Origin of the sequence: Pseudomonas sp. DWP3-1-2, from assembly GCF_049896285.1 — a bacterium.
Classification (GTDB): domain Bacteria; phylum Pseudomonadota; class Gammaproteobacteria; order Pseudomonadales; family Pseudomonadaceae; genus Aquipseudomonas.
Map to the genome: position 1 here is coordinate 18,220 of NZ_JAFCTZ010000010.1, position 22,223 is coordinate 40,442.

Annotated in this window: 16 protein-coding genes; 15 read left to right on the forward strand and 1 reads right to left on the reverse strand. The window is 59.9% G+C overall.

Features of this window, described 5'->3' with window-relative positions; genetic code table 11:
* The first annotated feature begins 219 nt into the window (after positions 1 to 219).
* The 15 genes from gluQRS to ACP7B0_RS19050 all read left to right on the forward strand — a co-directional run bounded on the left by gluQRS (position 220) and on the right by ACP7B0_RS19050 (position 21,667).
* The gene (gluQRS, locus tag ACP7B0_RS18980) at positions 220 to 1,107 is read left to right on the forward strand and encodes a tRNA glutamyl-Q(34) synthetase GluQRS (RefSeq protein WP_426143124.1); all 888 of its coding nucleotides are present in this window, start codon (positions 220 to 222) and stop codon (positions 1,105 to 1,107) included.
* Between the two features lie 123 nt (positions 1,108 to 1,230).
* Positions 1,231 to 1,407: a hypothetical protein gene (locus ACP7B0_RS18985; protein WP_004879930.1), complete on the forward strand. Its 177-nt coding sequence runs from the start codon at positions 1,231 to 1,233 to the stop codon at positions 1,405 to 1,407.
* A complete protein-coding gene (locus ACP7B0_RS18990) occupies positions 1,391 to 4,345 on the forward strand; it encodes a sensor histidine kinase (protein ID WP_426143125.1) in 2,955 nt (984 codons plus the stop codon). The genes ACP7B0_RS18985 and ACP7B0_RS18990 overlap by 17 nt, the downstream gene beginning before the upstream one ends.
* Positions 4,346 to 4,367: 22 nt before the next feature.
* A complete protein-coding gene (locus ACP7B0_RS18995; RefSeq protein ID WP_426143127.1) occupies positions 4,368 to 5,798 on the forward strand; it encodes a sigma-54-dependent transcriptional regulator in 1,431 nt (476 codons plus the stop codon).
* Positions 5,799 to 6,510: 712 nt separating this feature from the next.
* A complete protein-coding gene (locus tag ACP7B0_RS19000; protein ID WP_426143128.1) occupies positions 6,511 to 7,920 on the forward strand; it encodes a polynucleotide adenylyltransferase PcnB in 1,410 nt (469 codons plus the stop codon).
* A gap of 15 nt (positions 7,921 to 7,935) precedes the next feature.
* Positions 7,936 to 8,415 carry a 2-amino-4-hydroxy-6-hydroxymethyldihydropteridine diphosphokinase gene (folK, locus tag ACP7B0_RS19005; protein WP_426143130.1) on the forward strand — a complete coding sequence of 160 codons (480 nt, stop codon included), beginning with the start codon at positions 7,936 to 7,938 and terminating at the stop codon, positions 8,413 to 8,415.
* Between the two features lie 229 nt (positions 8,416 to 8,644).
* A complete protein-coding gene (panB, locus tag ACP7B0_RS19010) occupies positions 8,645 to 9,445 on the forward strand; it encodes a 3-methyl-2-oxobutanoate hydroxymethyltransferase (protein ID WP_426143131.1) in 801 nt (266 codons plus the stop codon).
* On the forward strand, positions 9,442 to 10,299 hold the full coding sequence (gene panC, locus ACP7B0_RS19015) for a pantoate--beta-alanine ligase (RefSeq protein WP_426143132.1): 858 nt from the start codon (positions 9,442 to 9,444) through the stop codon (positions 10,297 to 10,299). Before panB ends, panC begins: the two co-directional genes overlap by 4 nt.
* A 354-nt stretch (positions 10,300 to 10,653) precedes the next feature.
* On the forward strand, positions 10,654 to 12,318 hold the full coding sequence (gene pgi / locus ACP7B0_RS19020; protein WP_426143134.1) for a glucose-6-phosphate isomerase: 1,665 nt from the start codon (positions 10,654 to 10,656) through the stop codon (positions 12,316 to 12,318).
* Positions 12,319 to 12,714: 396 nt separating this feature from the next.
* Entirely contained in the window at positions 12,715 to 14,652 is a 1,938-nt protein-coding gene (gene acs / locus ACP7B0_RS19025) for an acetate--CoA ligase (protein WP_426143135.1), read from the forward strand.
* A gap of 130 nt (positions 14,653 to 14,782) precedes the next feature.
* On the forward strand, positions 14,783 to 15,649 hold the full coding sequence (locus ACP7B0_RS19030) for an oxygenase MpaB family protein (protein ID WP_426143136.1): 867 nt from the start codon (positions 14,783 to 14,785) through the stop codon (positions 15,647 to 15,649).
* A gap of 135 nt (positions 15,650 to 15,784) precedes the next feature.
* Complete coding sequence (locus ACP7B0_RS19035; RefSeq protein WP_426143137.1) at positions 15,785 to 16,963, forward strand: acetyl-CoA C-acetyltransferase; 1,179 nt, start codon at positions 15,785 to 15,787, stop codon at positions 16,961 to 16,963.
* Positions 16,964 to 17,266: 303 nt separating this feature from the next.
* Positions 17,267 to 18,283, forward strand: a complete 1,017-nt coding sequence (locus tag ACP7B0_RS19040; protein ID WP_426143139.1) for a class I SAM-dependent rRNA methyltransferase — start codon at positions 17,267 to 17,269, stop codon at positions 18,281 to 18,283.
* Between the two features lie 108 nt (positions 18,284 to 18,391).
* Positions 18,392 to 21,349 (forward strand): DUF748 domain-containing protein, encoded by a 2,958-nt coding sequence (locus ACP7B0_RS19045; RefSeq protein WP_426143140.1) that lies wholly within the window; start codon positions 18,392 to 18,394, stop codon positions 21,347 to 21,349.
* Positions 21,350 to 21,394: 45 nt separating this feature from the next.
* Positions 21,395 to 21,667, forward strand: coding sequence for a DUF2845 domain-containing protein (locus ACP7B0_RS19050; RefSeq protein WP_426143306.1), 273 nt, complete (start codon positions 21,395 to 21,397; stop codon positions 21,665 to 21,667).
* A gap of 197 nt (positions 21,668 to 21,864) precedes the next feature.
* Here ACP7B0_RS19050 and ACP7B0_RS19055 read toward each other — a convergent pair whose 3' ends face one another.
* On the reverse strand, positions 21,865 to 22,218 hold the full coding sequence (locus ACP7B0_RS19055) for a BON domain-containing protein (RefSeq protein ID WP_426143142.1): 354 nt from the start codon (positions 22,216 to 22,218) through the stop codon (positions 21,865 to 21,867).
* Positions 22,219 to 22,223: the final 5 nt, after the last annotated feature.

Genomic DNA, 22,223 nt, shown 5'->3' on the forward strand with positions numbered 1-22,223 from the left:
GCAACCTTGAACCAGGGGCGCTTCGGCGTCCTTTGTTGTTTCTGGATTTCAAAGACAATCCCCGATTCTGTAGGAGCGAGGCGTGCCCGCGAATCGGAATATCATGCGGCGTATTTCTCACCTGAAACGCCCCCTTCGCGGGCAAGCCTCGCCCCAACGGATCTCATTACAATCAGAGGTTAACGTGCTGTTCGACAGACGCGCGGTAATATCCCGCCCATGAAATCCCCCTCCTACATCGGGCGCTTTGCGCCAACGCCCAGTGGCTATCTTCACTTCGGCTCGCTGGTCGCAGCGCTCGCCTCTTACCTCGATGCGCGCTCGGTGGGTGGTTTATGGCTGATGCGGATGGAAGACCTCGATCCGCCAAGGGAAGTCCCTGGCGCACAAACGGCGATTCTCGACACCCTTGAGCGCTACGGCTTCGAATGGGATGGCGAGCGGGTCAACCAAAGCCAGCGCCATGACGCCTACGCACAGGTCATCAACCACTGGCTCAGCCAAGGGCTGGCCTACGCCTGCACCTGTTCGCGCAAACAACTGGAGCCGTTCGGCGGGGTTTATCCGGGCCTCTGTCGGGACGCCGGTCATGGATGGGAAAACGCCGCCATCCGCATTCGCGTGCCTCAACTGCAGTACGCGTTCGAAGACCGGGTCCAAGGCAACTTTCAGCAGCATTTGGGACGCGAGGTCGGGGATTTTGTGATTCGCCGCCGCGACGGCCTGTTTGCGTATCAGCTGGCCGTGGTCATCGACGATGCCTGGCAAGGCATCACCGACGTGGTGCGCGGTGCCGACCTGCTCGACTCCACGCCGCGCCAGTTGTACCTCCAGGAATTGCTGGGCATTGCGCCGCCCCGTTACCTGCATGTACCGCTGATTACCCAGCCGGATGGCAACAAACTGGGCAAATCCTACCGTTCACCACCACTGCCCGCAGATCAGGCCACGCCGTTGCTGTTGCGGGCCTTGCGTGCGCTGGGTCAGCCCGTTGATACGCAATTGAGGTACGGCACCCCCAAAGAGGTCCTTGAGTGGGCGATCAAACGCTGGGACGTCGCATTGATACCGCGCGCAAGCACCCTTGATGAAGCCCGCATACACTGAGCCAGAGCGGTCGATCCCCTGTTGTGCAGACGGACGGCGAAACGGCACTTGCAGGTTGCTCGCCATCCGTTACCATGCCGCTCCTCATCTGCCGCAACGCGAACGAATCGCGAAGGAGGCCAAATGTATATCTACCGATTGGTCCTGTTGCTGGTGGTAGGCATTTACCTGTTCTCTCCGGCCATCATGGATTGGTGGATCGACGCCACTGGCGCCTGGTATCGCCCGTATCTTCTGTGGCTGATCCTGATCGTGGTGACTTTTATTCTCCAGAGCCAACGAGATGCCGATGAGCTTTAGCCTGACCCAGATGATTCTGGTCAGCGCCGCCTACTTGTTAGTGCTGTTCGGCGTGGCCTGGATCAGCGAGCGCGGCGTCATTCCCCGCTGGATCATCCGCCACCCGCTGACCTACACCTTGTCGCTGGGGGTCTATGCCAGTGCGTGGGCGTTCTACGGAACGGTGGGGCTGGCCTATCAGTATGGTTATGGCTTTCTCTCCAGTTACCTCGGGGTTTCCGGTGCTTTTCTGCTGGCGCCGGTCTTGCTGTACCCGATTCTGAAAATCACCCGCACCTATCAATTGTCATCCCTGGCGGATCTGTTCGCCTTTCGCTTTCGCAGCACCTGGGCGGGGGCACTGACCACGATCTTCATGCTGATCGGCGTACTGCCACTGCTGGCGCTGCAGATCCAGGCGGTTGCCGACTCTATCGGCATCCTGACCCGCGAGCCGGTGCAGGACCGCGTGGCCCTGGCATTCTGTGCACTAATTACGCTGTTCACGATTTTCTTTGGTTCGCGCCATATCGCCACCCGGGAAAAACACGAAGGCCTGGTGTTCGCCATCGCCTTTGAATCAGTGATCAAGCTCATCGCCATCGGCGGCGTCGGCCTGTACGCGCTGTACGGTGTTTTTGACGGCCCACAGGCGCTTGAACAATGGCTGCTGCAAAACCAGAGCGCACTGGCCGCACTGCACACGCCGCTGCAGGAAGGACCGTGGCGCACGTTGCTGCTGGTGTTCTTCGCCTCGGCCATCGTGATGCCGCACATGTATCACATGACGTTTACGGAAAACCTGAGCCCGCGCTCGTTGGTCAGCGCCAGTTGGGGCCTGCCGCTGTTCCTGCTACTGATGAGCCTGGCGGTGCCGTTGATTCTGTGGGCGGGCCTGAAGCTGGGTGCCAAGACCAGCCCGGAATACTTCACCCTGGGCATCGGCATTGCAGTCAACAGCAAGGCGTTGGCCCTGCTCGCCTACATTGGCGGGTTGTCGGCCGCCAGCGGGCTGATCATTGTCTCGACCCTGGCGCTGTCGGGCATGGCCCTGAACCATCTGGTGCTGCCGCTTTATCAGCCGCCCGCCGAAGGTAATATTTACCGCTGGCTGAAGTGGACCCGTCGCGGTCTGATCGTTGCGATCATCATGGCCGGCTACGCCTTCTACTTGATGCTGGGTGCGCAGCAGGATCTGGCCAATCTGGGCATCGTCGCGTTCGTGGCTACCCTGCAATTTCTGCCGGGCGTGCTGTCGGTCTTGTATTGGCCAGCTGCAAATCGTCGAGGCTTCATCGCCGGGCTGCTGGCCGGCATCTCGGTGTGGGCCGTCAGCATGCTGTTGCCGTTGATCGGTGACTTCCAGGGCTTCTACATCCCACTGCTGAACATGATCTACGTGCTGGATGACACCAGCTGGCACATGGCGGCCATCGCCTCACTGGCGGCCAACGTGCTGCTGTTTACGCTGATTTCCCTGTTCAGCAATCCCAGCCCGGAAGAAGCCAGTGCCGCCGAAGCCTGCGCGGTGGACAACGTGCGCCGCCCCCAGCGCCGCGAACTGCACGCGGCCTCGCCTCAGGAGTTCGCCACGCAACTGGCCAAACCGCTGGGCGCCAAGGCCGCGCAGAAGGAAGTCGAACAGGCGCTGCGTGATCTCTATCTGCCCTTTGACGAGCGGCGCCCGTATGCGTTGCGCCGCCTTCGCGACCGCATTGAGGCCAATCTGTCAGGGCTGATGGGCCCCAGCGTGGCTCAGGACATGGTCGAGACATTCCTGCCCTACAAATCCGGTGGCGAAAACTACGTCACCGAAGACATCCACTTTATTGAAAGCCGTCTTGAGGATTACCACTCGCGCCTCACCGGGCTGGCTGCCGAACTCGATGCCTTGCGCCGCTACCATCGACAGACCTTGCAAGAGCTGCCCATGGGCGTGTGCTCGCTGGCCAAGGATCAAGAGATCCTGATGTGGAACAAGGCCATGGAAGAGTTGACCGGCATCGCCGCCCAGCGGGTCGTCGGTTCGCGACTGGAAACCATCGCCGAGCCCTGGCGAGAGCTGTTATCGGGGTTCATCAACCTTCCCGACGAGCACTTGCACAAACACCGCCTGGCACTCGATGGCCAGACCCGCTGGCTCAACCTGCACAAAGCGGCCATTGACGAGCCATTGGCGCCCGGTAACAGCGGGCTGGTGCTGCTGGTCGAGGATTTGACCGACACCCAGATGCTCGAAGACAAACTGGTGCACTCCGAACGTCTGGCCAGTATCGGCCGTCTGGCCGCCGGGGTCGCTCACGAGATCGGCAACCCGATCACCGGCATTGCCTGTCTGGCGCAGAATCTGCGCGAAGAGCGTGAAGACGACGGCGAACTGACCGAAATCAGCAGCCAGATCCTCGAGCAAACCAAGCGGGTGTCACGCATCGTGCAGTCGTTGATGAGCTTCGCCCATGCGGGCGGTCATCAGCACAGCGACGAAGCCGTATGCCTAGCCGAAGTGGCGCAGGATGCCATTGGTCTGCTGGCGCTGAACCGACGCAACTTCGAAGTGCATTTCTACAACCTGTGCGACCCCGAACACTGGGTCGATGGCGACCCGCAACGGCTTGCGCAGGTGCTGATCAATCTGCTCTCCAACGCCCGTGACGCCTCGCCTGCAGGCAGTGCGGTGCGGGTCAGGAGCGAAGCGTCGGAACACACAGTCGACCTGATTGTGGAAGACGAAGGCACCGGGATTCCCAAGTCAATCATGGACCGATTGTTCGAACCCTTCTTCACCACCAAAGATCCCGGTGAAGGTACCGGACTGGGCCTCGCACTGGTCTATTCCATCGTTGAAGAGCATTATGGACAAATCACCATCGACAGCCCGGCCGACCCCGAGCATCAGCGCGGTACCCGTATTCGGGTGACATTGCCGCGACATGTCGAAGCGACGTCCGCTGTGAACTGAGACCGTCGAGAGAACCGAATCAATGCCGCATATTCTGATCGTCGAAGACGAAACCATTATCCGCTCGGCCCTGCGACGCTTGCTGGAACGCAACCAGTATCAAGTCAGCGAAGCCGGTTCGGTGCAGGAAGCCCAGGAACGATTCAGCATCCCGTCGTTCGATCTGATCGTCAGCGATCTGCGTTTGCCCGGCGCCCCGGGTACCGAGCTGATCAGGCTGGGCGAAGGCAAGCCGGTGCTGATCATGACCAGCTATGCCAGCCTGCGCTCGGCGGTGGACTCCATGAAAATGGGCGCCGTCGATTACATCGCCAAGCCGTTCGACCACGACGAAATGCTCCAGGCCGTGGCGCGCATCCTGCGTGATCGCCAGACCGTGCAAAGCATGCAGGCCGAACGCAGCATGGCCAAGGCTGGCGGCGCGGACAAAAGCGCGGTCGACAACAGCAACGGCGAGATTGGCATCATTGGCGCTTGCGCCCCGATGCAGGATCTTTACAGCAAAATCCGCAAGGTCGCGCCCACCGACTCCAACGTCTTGATCCAGGGTGAATCCGGCACCGGTAAAGAACTGGTAGCCCGTGCGCTGCATAACCTGTCCCGTCGTGCCAAGGCACCGATGATTTCAGTGAACTGCGCAGCGATTCCGGAAACCCTTATCGAGTCCGAACTGTTCGGCCACGAGAAAGGCGCCTTTACCGGTGCCAGCGCCGGTCGCGCAGGTTTGGTGGAGGCGGCTGACGGCGGTACGCTGTTCCTGGATGAAATCGGCGAACTGCCTCTTGAAGCCCAGGCGCGATTGCTGCGCGTGCTCCAGGAAGGCGAAATTCGCCGGGTTGGCTCTGTCCAGTCGCAGAAAGTCGATGTGCGCCTGATCGCCGCCACTCACCGGGACCTGAAAAGCCTGGCCAAAGTCGGCCAGTTCCGTGAAGATCTTTATTACCGCCTGCACGTCATCGCGCTGAAGTTGCCCGCCTTGCGTGAACGCGGATCCGACGTCCTCGACATCGCCCGGGCCTTTCTGGCCAGACAAAGCGCCAAGGTCGGCCGCACTGACCTGAAATTTGCGCCGGACGCCGAGCAAGCGATTCGCCATTACACATGGCCGGGTAACGTGCGCGAGCTGGAAAACGCGGTGGAGCGCGCGGTCATTCTGTGCGAAAGCCCGGAAATCTCCGCCGAGCTGCTGGGCATCGACATTGAACTGAGCGAGCTGGACGATGAGGATTTCATCGGCCTGCCCGCCCAGCAGAATGCCTCCAACTCAACCAGCCACGAACCCACGGAAGACTTGTCCCTTGAGGACTACTTCCAGCATTTCGTCCTGGAGCATCAGGATCACATGACCGAAACCGAACTGGCGCGCAAATTGGGCGTCAGCCGCAAATGCCTGTGGGAACGCCGTCAGCGCCTGGGTATTCCGCGGCGCAAAGGGGTCGCCAGCGAAACCTGATACCCGGAGGGCGTGCAAGGCTCTGGCCTGCGCACAACCGCCCTCCCCCAAGGTGTTACCTCAGCAATTGCACGTAACAGAAGCCGGGTCTTACGGTAACGAATTCCCGGCTTTTTTGTGCCAGTAAAAAGCCACCCACGCGCTGAAAGCCCCGGTTTTGCTGGATTCTCGAAAGTTGGCACAGGTCCTGCTATATCACTGGTACAAGAACAATAAAAATACGCAGCAGCAACCCCATAATAAAAACAATACGAATCGACTCACGCATAATAAAAACAACACGGCGGAGGCGCAGCTAACTGATTCTTTTGGAGAGGAGTTGTATTTGGGGCTTGCCCCACGACCAGGCCGAGAACAACAAAAACTACCCTAAGGTAGCGCCTGAACTGGTTGGATCGAAGGATCATTGCAGCACAGCGACCAAAGCAATCCGTTTGCTCTTGACTCCCGATTGGGAGGGTTCACAGACGAAAGTCTCGTGAATGGGCACTCAACAAAAACAAAAAGCCCGAACAGACAATAAAAATAAAGAGCATACACCTAGGGGGAGCTTCGGCTCCCTCAGTAGTTTCTGCAACACACCGTTTTCACCCCTTCTTGTAAGCCTGTCGCGCAGCTTCCTACACCATCCCTCGACTAAATGCTAGAATCCCCGCCCATCATGCGGTCATTCTCCGTTTTTGGCCGAATATTCCTTCAAACAGTGCATCCCATGCTGAAGAAGCTGTTCCAGTCATTCCGTTCCCCACTGCGTAAACCGCAGCAACATATCCGCAGCACACCTGAAGTGCTCAACAGCAGCCAACACTCGCTGCAGCGCAGCCAGTTCAGCCGCTATGCGGTGAGCATTGTCGAGCGCCTGCAAAACGCCGGCTACCAGGCCTATCTGGTCGGTGGCTGCGTGCGGGACCTGATGCTGAATATCGAACCCAAGGATTTCGACGTCGCCACCAGCGCCACGCCGGAGCAGGTTCGCGCTGAGTTTCGCAACGCCCGAATCATCGGCCGGCGCTTCAAGCTGGTTCATATTCACTTCGGCCGCGAAATCATCGAAGTCGCCACCTTCCGTGCCAATCATCCCGTGGATGACGAGGACGAAGACAGCAACCAGTCTTCGCGCAACGAGAGTGGCCGGATCCTGCGCGACAACGTGTACGGGACCCTTGAAGAGGACGCCCAGCGTCGCGACTTCACGATCAACGCCCTGTATTACGACCCTGTTTCCGAGCGCGTGCTCGATTATGCCAACGGCGTACACGACATCCGCAATCGCTTGATCCGTCTGATCGGCGACCCGCAGCAACGCTATAAGGAAGACCCGGTTCGCATGCTGCGTGCGGTGCGCTTTGCCGCCAAGCTGGATTTCGGCATCGAAAAACACAGCGCCACGCCCATCCGGCCGCTGGCACCGATGCTGCGTGATATCCCGTCGGCGCGCCTGTTCGAGGAAGTGCTCAAGCTGTTCCTGTCCGGTTACGCCGCTTCAACGTTCGAAATGCTCGTAGACCTGGAGCTGTTCGAACCGCTGTTCCCGGCCAGCTCCAAGGCGCTGGAATACAACCCGACCTACACCCATACACTGATCAGCGAAGCCCTGACCAACACCGACCTGCGCATCAAACAGAACAAGCCGGTAACCCCTGCCTTCCTGTTTGCAGCCTTGCTCTGGCCCGCCCTGCCCGCCAAAGTGCTGCGCCTGCAGGAACGCGGCGTGCCGCCCATCCCGGCCATGAACGACGCCGCGCAAGAGCTGATCGTTGAACAGTGCCAGCGCATCGCGATTCCGAAACGTTTCACCCTGCCGATCCGCGAGATCTGGGACATGCAGGAACGTCTGCCGCGTCGCTCCGGTAAACGCGCCGACATGCTGCTGGACAACCCCCGTTTCCGCGCCGGTTACGACTTCCTTCTGCTGCGCGAAAGCGCGGGTGAAGAGACCGATGGCCTGGGTGAATGGTGGACCGAGTATCAGGAGTGCAACGACAGCGAGCGCCGCGAGATGATTCGCGACCTGAGCGGCAAGCCCGATGCGACGGGCGCCGCGCCGCGCAAACGTCGCCGCACCAGTGGCGCCAAGCGCAAACGTGCCGGCTCCGACGCATCGAATGCTTCCGGCGAATGACCCAGGGTCGCTGACATGGAACGCGTCTATATAGGCATGGGCAGCAACCTCGCTGATCCCGCCGAGCAGTTGCGCAGTGCCATCAAAGCGTTGGCCCGGTTGCCGCAAAGCCAGTGGGTTGGCGTTTCAACCTTGTACATCAGCGACTCGCTGCTGCCCGGCCAGCCACGCTTCACCAATGCCGTCGCGGCGCTGGATACGGGCCTGACGCCGCTGGCATTGCTCGACCGCCTGCAAGCCATCGAGCTTGATCAGGGCCGCGAGCGTCACGAGCGCTGGGGGCCTCGCACCCTGGACCTCGATATCCTGCTGTTCGGTGATCGTCTGATCGACGAACCGCGACTCAAAGTCCCGCACTATCACATGCAGGCCCGGGCCTTCGTGCTTTACCCGCTTGCCGAACTGGCGCCGGGCTTGCAACTGCCTGACGGACGCTCCCTGAAACAAATGCTTGCCGACTGCCCCTTCGAAGGACTCGAGCGCCTGCCCGCCTGAACCTTGCCCGGTAACAGCGGTGCGGTAACAGGTCGCCAGGGGTAACACGCGCAATTGACTTCACGCCCCCTCCTCACGAAGATAGGCGTCCCCGCCAGCCGGTTCGCTGGCCCATGGGCGCAAGCAGGACAGTTTAAACACCGCAAGACGACGGTGTACCTGCTTTTCCAGGATGAATCTCACGCGTTGCTCGCCGATGTGTTCACAGCGCCTGATCGAGGACTTTTCCATGCCAGATATCACCGTTACGTCATTGCTGGGCCTGAAACAAAAGGGTGAAAAAATCACCATGCTGACCTGCTATGACGCGACCTTTGCCCATGCGGCAAGCCAGGCCGGCGTAGAAGTGCTGTTGGTCGGCGACTCGCTGGGCATGGTCTTGCAGGGCCATGACAGCACATTGCCTGTTACCACGGCCGAGATGGCCTATCACGTGGCCTGCGTCAAACGCGGCAATCAGGGCGCGTTGATCATGGCCGACCTGCCATTCATGTCCTACGCCACCCTCGATCAAACCTTCGCCAACAGCGCAGCGCTGATGCAGGCGGGCGCCCACATGCTCAAGATCGAGGGCGCAGCCTGGCTGGCGGAGTCGATCAGACTGCTGGCTGATCGCGGCATTCCGGTGTGCGCCCACATGGGCCTGACGCCGCAATCGGTAAATGTACTGGGTGGTTACAAGGTTCAAGGCCGACTGGAAACACAGGCACGGCAAATGCGGGCCGATGCCATCACCCTCGAGCAGGCCGGTGCGGCAATGATCCTGCTGGAGTGCGTACCCAGCGAGTTGGCCGAGGAAATCAGCCATGCCGTGAAAATCCCGGTCATCGGTATTGGCGCGGGCAGCGCCACTGATGGTCAGGTGTTGGTGCTGCACGACATGTTGGGGCTGGCCATTACCGGTCGTGTGCCCAAGTTCGTAAGGAACTTCATGATCGGTCAGCCCGATATTCAATCGGCATTGCAGGCCTATGTCGCAGCCGTCAAAGACGTCAGCTTCCCGGCCATCGAACACGGATTTTCAGCATGATCACAGTAAAAACCGTGCGCGAACTACGCGCGGCAGTCTCACAGGCACGCCGTGAAGGCAAGCGCATCGGCCTGGCCCCCACCATGGGCAACCTGCACAGCGGGCATGCGGCCCTGATCACCAAAGCCGCGCAACTCACGGAGTTTGTGGTCGCCACTATCTTCGTCAACCCATTGCAGTTCGGCCCCAATGAAGACCTGGCCACTTACCCGCGCACCCTGGCCGCGGATCAGGAAAAACTGCTTCAGGCCGGTTGCCATCTGCTGTTCACGCCCAGCGTCGAAGAAATGTACCCCCACGGGATGGCCGACCAGACCATTGTCAGCGTGCCGAGTCTGTCCGAAGGCTTGTGCGGCGCCAGTCGCCCGGGGCACTTCGACGGCGTGGCGACGGTGGTCAGCAAACTGTTCAACATGGTGCAACCGGATCTGGCCGTGTTCGGGGAAAAGGATTTTCAGCAACTGGCGGTTATCCGGGCGCTGGTCCGCGACTTGAACATGCCGATCCAGATCATCGGCGAGCCCACGGTTCGGGCGCCGGATGGCCTTGCGCTGTCCTCACGCAACGGCTATCTCAGTGAAGAACAGCGCGCCGTTGCGCCAGAACTGTATCGCGTGATCTGCCAGATCGGCGATGCCATCGGCAAGGGCAAGCAGGACTTCAACACGCTGCTCGAAAGCGGCAAGCGCCAACTGGAAGCGGCGGGCATGCGTCCCGACTACCTGGAAATTCGCGAAGCCACCAGCTTGCGCCCGGCGACTGCCGAGCACAGTGACCTGGTCGTTCTGGCCGCCGTTTTCCTGGGCAAGACGCGATTGATCGATAACCTGCATTTGAACCGCGAACACACGTGAACCTGTCGGGCAGCTTGCCCGGCATGAGAAAGTCGGTGATCGAGTGATCATCTGCGCCTATGCTCAGTACTCCGAAGCCGGGATGGAGCATTGCAAACCGTGAATGCTGCACAGGCTTCGGGCAGTGAACTTAGCGACACCCGTAATGCCATACCGGTACAGGTGGCCTGAAGAACCGGCCCCCGAACGTGTTTAATGCCCGGACGATGTTGTGTGAAAAAGTACCGAGCCCAGGTAAAGCGAAGCGCAGACAAACAGGCGCACAGGGATTAGTCTCCACCGCCGTAAAACCTGTTTGGCCCCGCTCGCTTTTAAGGTCAAAAGCCAGTTCCAAGTACAAGGAAAACCGCAGCGATGGCGTACTACCGCACCCCTTCCGACGTGACCAGCCTGCCCGCCTGGCAGGCGCTCAAACAGCACCGCGAAGCCATGCAGGATTTCAGCATGCGCGATGCGTTCAATGAAGACCCGCAGCGTTTCAATGAATTCACCCTGAGCAGCTGTGGCCTGTTTCTCGATTATTCGAAAAACCTGATTACCACCGAAACCCGTGACTTACTGGTTGCCCTGGCCAATGAAGTCGGCCTTAAAGAGGCCATCAAAGCGCAGTACGACGGCGAACTGGTCAACTCATCCGAGGGCCGCCCGGCGTTGCACACCGCGCTGCGGCGTCCTGTTGGCGACAAGTTGCAGGTCAACGGCGTCAATGTGATGCCCGAAGTGCACAAGGTGCTCAATCAGATCACCGATCTGGTAGGCCGTATCCACGATGGTCTGTGGCGCGGTTACAGCGAGAAGCCCATCACTGACGTGGTGAACATCGGCATCGGCGGTTCGTTCCTCGGGCCGGAGCTGGTGTCTGAAGCGCTGTTGTCCTACGCGCAAAAAGGCGTGCGCTGTCATTACCTGGCAAACATCGACGGCAGCGAGTTCCACGAACTGACCCAGAAACTGCGCGCCGAAACGACGCTGTTCATCGTGTCGTCGAAGACTTTCAGCACCCTGGAGACCCTCAAAAACGCGACGGCCGCCCGTGCCTGGTACCTGGCGCAAGGCGGGTCCGAGGCCGAGCTGTACCGTCACTTCATCGCGGTGTCCAGCAACAACGCGGCGGCAGTGGCGTTCGGTATCCGCGAAGAGAACATCTTCCCGATGTGGGATTGGGTGGGCGGTCGCTACTCGCTGTGGTCCGCCATTGGTCTGCCCATCGCGCTGGCCATTGGCATGTCCAACTTCAAGGAGCTGCTATCCGGCGCGTATTCCATGGATCAACATTTCCAGAATGCGTCGTTCGAACAAAACATGCCGGTACTGCTGGCGTTGCTCGGTGTCTGGTACGGCAATTTCTGGGACGCGCAAAGTCACGCGATCCTGCCTTATGACCACTACCTGCGGAACATCACCAAGCACCTGCAACAGCTGGACATGGAATCCAACGGCAAGAGCGTCCGTCAGGACGGCACGCCGGTCTCCACTGAAACCGGCCCGGTCATCTGGGGTGGCGTAGGCGCCAACGGTCAGCATGCTTATCACCAGTTGCTGCACCAAGGCACCCAGATGATTCCGGCTGACTTCATCGTGCCGATTGTCAGCTTCAACCCGGTGTCCGATCACCACCAATGGCTGTACGCCAATTGCCTGTCCCAGAGCCAGGCCTTGATGAGGGGCAAGACCCGCAGCGAAGCCGAAGCCGAATTGCGCGACAAAGGCATGACCGAAGACGAAGTGCAGAAACTGGCACCGCACAAGGTCATTCCGGGCAACCGTCCGAGCAACACGCTGGTGCTCGAACGCATCAGCCCCCGTCGCCTCGGCGCACTGGTGGCGATGTACGAACACAAGGTCTTCGTGCAAAGCGTGGTCTGGGGCATCAACGCCTTCGACCAGTGGGGCGTTGAGCTGGGCAAGGAAATGGGCAAAGCCGTTTACCAGCGTCTGACCGGCGGCACTGACGAGCCCGCTGACGATGCGTCAACCCAAGGCTTGATCAATTATTTCCGCGGCCGTCACCGCGGCTGATCCTGGCCCCAGGCAATACCCGGACCCGCCGTTCTCGCAAGAGACGGCGGGTTTTTCGTTTCAGGCATTCACCGCAGCCGTGCAGCGCACGACAACCCTGTTGGCGCGAGCGGGCGGCGCTCCGACTTGCCCGCGAATCTGATTGCGGCTGACATCCTGAAAAAACGTTCGCGGGCAAGCCTCGCTCCAACGGATCATCAGGGGCCCAGGACATACCGCGCCCGCCTGCATACGCGTGTAGGAGCGAGGCTTGCCCGCGAAAGCGTCCAGTCAGACGATGGAAATTTCCGCTGATAGCCCGTTACGGGCAAGCTTCCACCGGGCGGCGGCTCCCGAAACCACACGCGAATGACGCACTACACTCCCTTGTGACCTCCACAAGAATAAGGAACCGTCATGTTCGATATCAGCACCTACCCTCACGCTGACGCGGTACGCCAGGCCGCACAGCTGAGCCCCGCCGATTATCAGCGCCTGTACCGCCAATCGGTGGAGCAACCCGACGTGTTCTGGGCCGAGCAAGCCAGGCTGCTGCTTGATTGGTCGGCGCCGTGGGATGAAGTGCAGCACTCCGATCTCAAAAGCGGCGAAGCGCGTTGGTTTTCAGGCGGCACGCTCAACGTCAGCCACAACTGCATCGACCGGCATCTCGAACAACGCAGCGAGCAGATAGCCATTATCTGGGAAGGTGACAATCCTTCCGAGTCTGCTGAAATCACTTACAAGAAGCTGCACCATAACGTCGCCCGCCTGGCCAATGTGCTGAAAAGCCGTGGCGTGAAAAAAGGGGATCGGGTCTGCATCTACATGCCGATGATCCCCGAAGCGGCTTACGCCATGCTCGCCTGCGCGCGCATTGGCGCGGTGCACTCGGTGGTGTTCGGGGGATTCTCGCCGGATGCCCTGCGTGACCGGATTCTCGACGCCGACTGCCGCACCGTAATCACCGCAGACGAAGGTGTACGCGGCGGCAAATACGTGGCGCTCAAGCAGAACGTCGACAAGGCCCTGAAAAGTTGTCCGCAGGTCGACACCGTGCTGGTGGTGCAGCGTACCGAAGGCGATGTGGACTGGGTGCAAGGTCGGGACATCTGGTATCACGAGGCGCTGCACGGCATGAGCGATGACTGCCCGCCGGAGCCGATGGACGCTGAAGATCCACTGTTCATTCTCTATACCTCGGGCAGCACCGGCAAACCCAAAGGCGTCCTGCACACCACCGGTGGCTATCTGCTGCAGGCCGCCATGACTCACAAATACGTGTTTGATTACCGCGACGGCGAAATCTTCTGGTGTACGGCGGATGTGGGCTGGGTAACCGGACACAGCTACATCGTTTATGGCCCCCTGGCTAACGGCGCGACGACCCTCATGTTTGAAGGGGTGCCCAATTACCCGGACTCGTCGCGTTTCTGGCAGGTGATCGACAAGCATCATGTGAATATTTTTTATACGGCGCCCACCGCGCTACGGGCATTGATGCGTGAAGGCCTCGCCCCCTTGCAAGGCTCATCCCGAGAAAGCCTGCGACTGCTCGGCAGTGTGGGTGAGCCGATCAACCCCGAGGCGTGGGAATGGTATTTCCATAAGGTAGGCAAGGAGCGCTGCCCCATTGTCGATACCTGGTGGCAGACCGAAACCGGCGGCATCATGCTGACCCCACTCGTCAGCGCCAGCCAGATCAAACCCGGCTGCGCGACACGGCCGATGTTCGGGGTACAACCGGTCCTGCTGGACGACCAAGGCCACGAACTGCAGGGCGCGGCCAGTGGCTTGCTGGTGATCAAGGCCAGTTGGCCAGGGCAGATTCGCAACGTTTATGGCGATAAACAGCGGATGATCGACACTTACTTCAAACCCTATCCGGGTTACTACTTCACCGGCGACGGTGCCCGCCGTGACGAGGATGGGGATTACTGGATCACCGGGCGCGTGGATGACGTGATCAATGTTTCCGGCCATCGCATCGGTACAGCCGAAGTGGAAAGCGCCCTGGCGCTGCACGACAGCATCGCCGAGGCCGCCGTGGTGGGTTATCCACACGACGTCAAAGGCATGGGCATCTACGCCTTTGTCACCCCCATCAATGGCGTGGAACCCAGCGAGGCGCTCAGCAAAGAACTGCTCGCTCACGTGAGTTCGGAAATCGGCAGCTTCGCCAAACCGGACCTGATTCAATGGGCGCCAGCACTGCCCAAAACCCGCTCGGGCAAAATCATGCGGCGCATTCTGCGCAAAATCGCCAGCAATGAACTGGAGACTCTGGGCGACACTTCCACCCTCGCCGACCCCGGCGTAGTCCAGGGGCTGATCGACAAACGCTTGAATCGTTGAACGAAGCGGGGCATGGTTCCGGCAAGCACTGAAATTGCAGAAGCTCACCGGTTGGCGACACCGCCTCGCCAACCCGTGGCTTCCTGCATCAAGGGCGCCCTTCAGTCGTCACGCTGTTTAACGAGAGCCCATGGAATTCATCCGCAGTCGTATCGAAACCCAAGTCATGAGCCTGACAGGGCTGTCCCTGGGCCAGCTGGATCTGGAAAACCCCAAGGGTGACCCCGGTTTATTCGGACCATACGCCGTTTGCTGGCAAGTGCATGGTGATTTCCCCAGCATGCTGATCGGCGGCATCAGCGCTTTGATGCTGCAGGCGCTCCATCCGCTGGCGTTGGCGGGGGTGTGGGATCACTCCAGTTTTCGTCAGGACATGCTCGGCCGATTGCGCCGCACCGGGCAGTTCATTTCCGGCACCACCTTCGGCTCGACTCAGGATGCCAATTGGCTCATTGAAAAAGTGCGCACCATTCACCTTCAGGTGGTCGGTACGGCTCCCGATGGTCGCCCCTATGCCGCCAGCGACCCGGATTTGCTGACCTGGGTACACGTTGCCGAGGTCAGTAACTTTCTTGCGGCGCATCTGCGCTATATGAATCCAGACCTCTCATTGGCCGATCAGGACCAGTACTACGACGAAACCGCCCTGATTGCCGAGCGGCTGGGGGCGCGGAACGTGCCGAGATCGTCGCAAGAAGTGGCCGATTATCTGGTAAACGTCCGACCGCAACTGGTGTGCGACGAGCGCAGCCGCGAAGTCTTGCGCCTGTTGCTGGCTGCCCCCGCACCCAGCTGGATGGCTAAGCCCATGGGTTCGTTGATGATGCAGGCGGGTATTGAACTGCTACCGGACTGGGCCAGTTCAATGCTCGACCTGCATCAGAGCCCGCTTCAGCGCAGCATGATCCGCACCGCCGTCAAGCGCAGCGCTCCAGTCTTGCGCTGGGCTGTGCGCAACGGTTCGATTCATCGCGCTCGCCGTCGCATGGCTCCATAGCCAAAACCGATACTGGTCGGTTCTCGGTTGGAAGCGCCCGCTGTTTATGTGACAACATGGACTTCTTCATCACAACGTCCCGGGACAGCTGCATTGATCCGGACGTAAAACCTAACAAAAGTGAGGACCCACACCATGCAAGACGTCGTTATCGTTGCTGCCACTCGTACCGCTGTCGGAAGTTTCCAGGGCTCTTTGGCAAATGTTTCTGCTGTTGATCTGGGCGCGGCCGTTATTCGCCAGTTACTGGCGCAGACAGGCCTGGACGGTGCGCAGGTCGACGAGGTCATCATGGGCCAGGTCCTGACCGCTGGCGCCGGGCAAAACCCCGCGCGACAGTCGGCGATCAAGGCTGGCCTGCCGTTCGCCGTGCCAGCCATGACCCTCAATAAAGTCTGCGGCTCGGGCCTCAAAGCCCTGCATCTGGCGACCCAGGCGATTCGTTGTGGCGATGCCCAGGTGATCATCGCCGGCGGTCAGGAAAACATGAGCCTGTCCAACTATGTGATGCCCGGCGCCCGCACCGGATTGCGCATGGGCCACAGTACGCTGGTGGACACCATGATCAGCGACGGTCTGTGGGATGCGTTCAACGATTACCACATGGGCATCACCGCCGAAAACCTCGCGGATAAATACGAAATCAGCCGTGAAGCTCAGGATGCTTTCGCCGCTGCCTCCCAGCAAAAAGCCGTCGCCGCCATTGAAAGCGAGCGCTTCGTGGACGAAATCACGCCGATCCTGATTCCTCAGCGCAAAGGCGACCCCGTTGCTTTCGCCGTTGACGAACAGCCGCGTGCGGGAACGACCGCCGAGTCCCTGGGCAAACTCAAGGCCGCCTTCAAGAAAGACGGCAGCGTGACGGCGGGCAACGCTTCATCGCTCAATGACGGCGCCGCCGCCGTGATCCTGATGAGCGCCGCCAAGGCCGAAGAACTGGGCCTGCCGGTACTGGCGCGGATCGCCGCTTATGCCAACGCCGGTGTAGACCCGGCCATCATGGGCATCGGCCCTGTCAGCGCCACCCGCCGTTGCCTGGACAAGGCCGGCTGGTCCATAGAACAGCTGGACTTGATCGAAGCCAACGAGGCCTTCGCGGCACAGGCCTTGTCGGTCGGCAAGGAACTGGGTTGGGACATGGCCAAGGTCAACGTCAACGGAGGCGCCATCGCGCTGGGCCACCCCATTGGCGCATCCGGCTGCCGCGTCCTGGTGACGCTGTTGCATGAAATGATCAAGCGCGACGCCCAAAAGGGCCTGGCGACCTTGTGCATCGGTGGCGGGCAAGGGGTTGCGCTGGCGTTGGCGCGGTAAGGCCACCCGCTCGCTCCAACAGAAGCTTTGATGACTTCACCTGCACATTGAAGATATCTGGTCATCGGCGACGGCGATCCGCAGTCGATGGCTGAAACACAGCTCCGTTGGAGCGTGGCTTGCCCGCGAAGAACGATGACGCGGCGTATCTGCTAAACCGCGTTGACCCATTCTCGGGCAAGTCGGTGCGCCGCCCGCTCACTCCAACAGCCCCATCCTATCGACGTAGCGCGAGGCTGCGATCTCTCCCCGCATCACTTACCTGATAAACTGCCGCGCCCATTCCAGCCCAAGGCGCTTTGCATGACCTCCTTGATTCAGGCGCTAAGCGTCGCCCTCGATAATCGCCAATCCTTGCTGCCCCAACTGCATCAACAGGGCACAGACTGTTATCGCCTGTTCCACGGCAGCCAGGAAGGCGCCAGCGGCCTGACCATAGACCGCTACGGCCCGCAACTGCTGGTGCAGAGTTTTCACCATCGCCTTGAACGCGATGCCCTGCTGGAGCTTCATGCCGCGATAAACACCCGCCTGAGCCTCGACACGCTGCTGGTGTATAACGACCGATCCCAGGGCAATTCCCGAATCGACCGGGAAGACACCGTCTATAAAGCCGACCCTGCCGCGCTGCAAGACTTGATCGGTCACGAATGGGGCCTCAATTATCGCGTTCGCGGACGTCATGCCGGTCAGGACCCGTTGCTGTTCCTCGATCTGCGCAATACCCGTGGCTGGGTCATGGAACACAGCGCGGGCAAGCGCGTCCTCAACCTTTTCGCCTATACCTGTGGTGTCGGCCTGAGCGCGGCCGCAGGTGGCGCCCGCGAGGTCTGCAACCTGGATTTTGCCGAGGGCAATCTCGCAGTCGGCCGGGAAAACGGTGTTCTTAATCCGCACTTGCCGACCATGCAGTTCATCCAGTCCGATTATTTCCCCGCCATCCGCCAAATGGCCGGGCTGCCTGTCGCACAGCGGCGCGGCCACAAGCTGCCGGACTACGTGAAACTCGATCAGCGTCAGTACGACCTGGTGCTGCTTGATCCACCGGCCTGGGCCAAGAGCGCGTTCGGCACGGTCGATCTGCTGCGCGACTACCAAAGCCTGCTCAAACCTGCGCTGCTGACCACGGCCGACGATGGCGTGCTGATCTGCTGCAACAATCTGGCGAAAGTCAGCATGGAGGACTGGCGCGAACAGGTGCTGCGTTGCGCCACCAAAGCGGGACGCCCGGTTCGGGACTGGCAAATCATGCCGCCCGCCGAGGACTTTCCGTCCATGGACAATCAACCGCCGCTCAAGACCTTGATCCTTCAGCTTTAAGCCACAAAGCGCTCAGACACTTCCTACGAGAACGAACGGCGTTACCTTCGGAACCAGATTGGCATGCCATACTCCAAGGACCTCCGATATAGAAAGACGACGCCTCACATGTCCAAAGGATTGAAACGCGCGATAGTCGCCCTGCTAGTGGTCTTCGGGCTCTATAGCGTACTGGGTTTTCTCATTCTGCCCGGCATTGCGGTGCGTATTGCCAACCAGCAACTGGCCAGCTATTCCACGGTTCCGGCGCGACTCGACCGGCTGGAGCTCAACCCCTATAGCCTGGAAGTCACTCTCTGGGGCCTGACTATCGGGGCACCGGGCAAAGAGCAGGTGGGTTTCGAAAAGCTCTATGCCAACCTTCAGCTCGACAGTCTGTGGACTCGCGCACTGCATCTGGAGGCCGTGGAGCTGGTCAAACCCAAGACCGAACTGCTGTTCGACAAGCAGGGCAAGTTGAACCTGGCCGAATTGTTCAAGCTGCCGCCCGGCGAACCGGTCAAAGACGAGCCGGCCAGCAAGCCATTCCCTCTACGCATTGACCAGATCAAGCTGGCTGACGGCTATGTCCGTTTCCAGGACCTGCGCCCCAGCGCCCCCATTGAGTTTCTGTACGACAAACTCAACTTCGAACTGAAGAACCTCAGCACCCTGCCTGAGGACAACGCCGACATGACCCTCGTTGCGGCAGGCCCGGAAGGCGGCCAGATCGACTGGGTCGGGCGGATCAGCCTGGTGCCGATCACCTCCGAGGGCACGCTTAAGATCACCGACGGGAAGATGAAAGTCTGGTGGCCCTATGTCCGGGACGCCTTGCCTCTGGCGCTACAGGACGGCCTGCTGAACTTCAGCACCGCCTACACCCTGGACCTGTCGAAGGACACCGAGCTCAAGCTGACGAATCTGGCCTTGAGCGTTGCGCCTTTCGCCATCAACGCGCCTGACGGTCGCCCCTTGGTGCGTCTGCAACGCCTGGACGTCACTGACACTTCGGTTGATCTGGCCAAACAACAGGTCAGCGTTGGCAAAATCCGCAGTCAGAAACTTGAAACCTGGGCCGCTCGCGAGGCCGATGGGCAACTGGATTGGCAAAAGCTGTTCGCCAGCCCGACGCGCAAACCTGCGCCGCAGCCTGCCCCCACGCCTGCCGTGGACGAGAAAGCCCCGGAGCCTGCGTCAGCCGATGCCCCGGCCCAAGCCAGTGCCAAAGCGGCTTCCAGGCCCTGGCAGGTTCTGCTCAAGGACGTGCAACTGCGCGACTATCAAATCCACCTCACCGACCGCGTCCCGAAAGAGCCCGTGGCCATCGATGTCGGTCCGTTGAATGTGGATGTGCAGAATTTCGATAGCCTGAACAAATCGCCCTTCAGCCTCAAGCTGGACAGCGGCATTGGCAAGCTAGGCAAGTTGACGGCTGCGGGTGATGTGAACCTGGACCCTGTCAGCGCCAGGCTGCAAGTGACCACCAAAGGCATCGACCTGCGCGTCGCCCAAGCCTACATCAGTCCGTTTATTCGCCTTGAACTGCGCAGCGGCATGCTGGACAGCGACCTGGCGGTCAACCTCAAGGGCACCGAGCCTCTGGCGTTCACGGTCACCGGTACGGCGCAGGTGGATCAACTGCATACGCTGGACACGCTTAAACAGCGGGACTTCCTCAAGTGGCAGACATTGACGCTCGAAGGCCTGAGTTATGAGCACGGCGACACTCTGAACATCGCCAAAGTGAACCTGGCAAAACCTTATGCCCGCTTCATGATCAACGACGATCGGACCACGAACATTGATGACCTGCTGATCCCGCAACCCGCGGATAAAACCCCGCCAGCGAAGACCAGCGCCAGCGCCAGCAAGGAAAAACCTCTGGGTATTCGAATTGGCGAAGTGAACATCAATGATGGCTCAGCCAACTTTGCAGACTTCAGCCTGACACCCAACTTCGCCACCGCAGTCCAGCAACTCAATGGTCGCATCGGCACGCTGGATAATCGCCAGTCCAACCCTGCGACCGTGAACATCAACGGCAAGGTGGATCGTTACGCCCCCGTTACCATCAAGGGCAGCCTTAATCCCTTTGACCCCATGGCCGCGCTGGATATCGCCACCAGCTTCAAGCGCGTGGAACTGACCACCCTGACGCCCTACTCCGGAAAATTCGCCGGATACCGCATCCGCAAGGGCCGACTCAATCTTGACCTGCACTACAAGATCACCAATGGCCAACTCAAGGCCGAGAACAAAGTGGTGGTCGAACAGTTGCAGCTGGGTGAGAAAGTCGACAGCCCCGACGCGCTGGACTTGCCGATTCGGCTGGCCATTGCGCTGCTCAAGGATACGGAAGGCAGGATCTCCATCGAACTGCCGGTTTCCGGAGACCTGAACAACCCGCAATTCAGCGTCATGCCGATTGTCTGGCAAACCCTGCGCAATCTGCTGGCACGCGCAGCCACTGCGCCGTTCAAGTTCATTGGCGGATTGGTCAGTGGAGGTGGCTCCGAGGACCTCAGCAGCGTTTCATTCGCCCCCGGTGTCAGCGAGCTGAGCGGCGAGGCACAAAAGGCACTGAACACGCTCTCAGCGGCGCTCAAGGAGCGTCCGACCCTGCGTCTCGAGATCGAAGGCACCGCCGCCGCTACCAGCGACGGTCCGTTGATTGCGCAAGCACGGCTTGAACGCGAATATCAGTACACCTACTACAAGATTCTGCAGCGGCGTGGCGATAAAGTGCCCGCCCAGGCTTCACTGCTCACCGTGCCCGAGAACGAAAAGGCGCCCATGCTCGAAGGCATCTACCGCGCTCGCCTGAAGAAACAACCGTTGGCGCAATGGAAAGACCTTGGCAAGGAAGAGCGCACCAAGGTCATGCGCGACGAGATCCTCAAGTTCTGGAGCAGCAGCGAAGTGTTGCTGCGCGAGCTGGGCCAGGAGCGGGCCAGCAGCATCAAGGATTATCTGGTGGACAAAGGCCAGTTGGCAGACGAACGCGTTTATTTCGTCGATGCCCGCTTGGGTGAAGCACAAAAAGATGGCAGTGTGGTCAGCCCTCTGCATCTGGACAGTGAGTAAAGATTGAAGACCCCCGGTAAACGACTGCTGACGGCGCTGGGCATCATGCTGCTGACCAGCGCCTCGTACGGCTCAACCCTGCGCTGCGGTAGCCAACTGATCAGCGTCGGCGATCGCGCATTCGATGTTGAACAAAAGTGCGGGATTCCCGTCAGCCAGGAGGTCATAGGGTCGAAGGAAACGTTCAACAGCACCTACCGGAAATCGGAAGAGGTGAGGATCGAGGAGTGGATCTACGGCCCTGAGAACGGCATGTATCAGTATTTACGCTTTGAAGGGGGGCGACTGGTGAGTATCGACAGCCAGCGCCGTCAGTAAACCCACTGTGGGTTCGGCGGATTCGTTTAAGCAATCGTCGCCGTCACGTTTCCATCCCCACAATAGAAAAGGCCCCGACGTAAACGCCGGGGCCTTTAATGACCACATCCTTGTGGCCTTCGCATGAACCTTCAATCAATCAGTGGCCAGACCCTAAGGTCAGCAACTGCTCTAAACGTTCAGCGGCTATTAATTGCTTACTCAGCTTTCAGGCCGGCAGCGGAGACGTCTTTAACGCCTTTGATGTTCTTGGTGATGCGCACAGCAGTGGCTTTTTGAGCTTCGGTGACTTTCACCATGGAAGACAGGGAAACCACGCCTTTGTTGGTCTCAACCTTGATATCCGAACCCGGGATGCCTTTTTCGGTCAGCAGGTCAGCTTTGACTTTGGTGGTGATCCAGGTATCAGAAGTGTCTTCTTTGACTTCTTGAGTCGTGGTGTTGGCTGCCAGAACCATCGGAGCTTGGGCCGAGGTTTGTGCGAAAGCAGCGTTAGCCATGGTCAGAGTCAGGGCAGTGGCGGTAGCAGCAGCGATAGCAAACTTCTTCATACGAG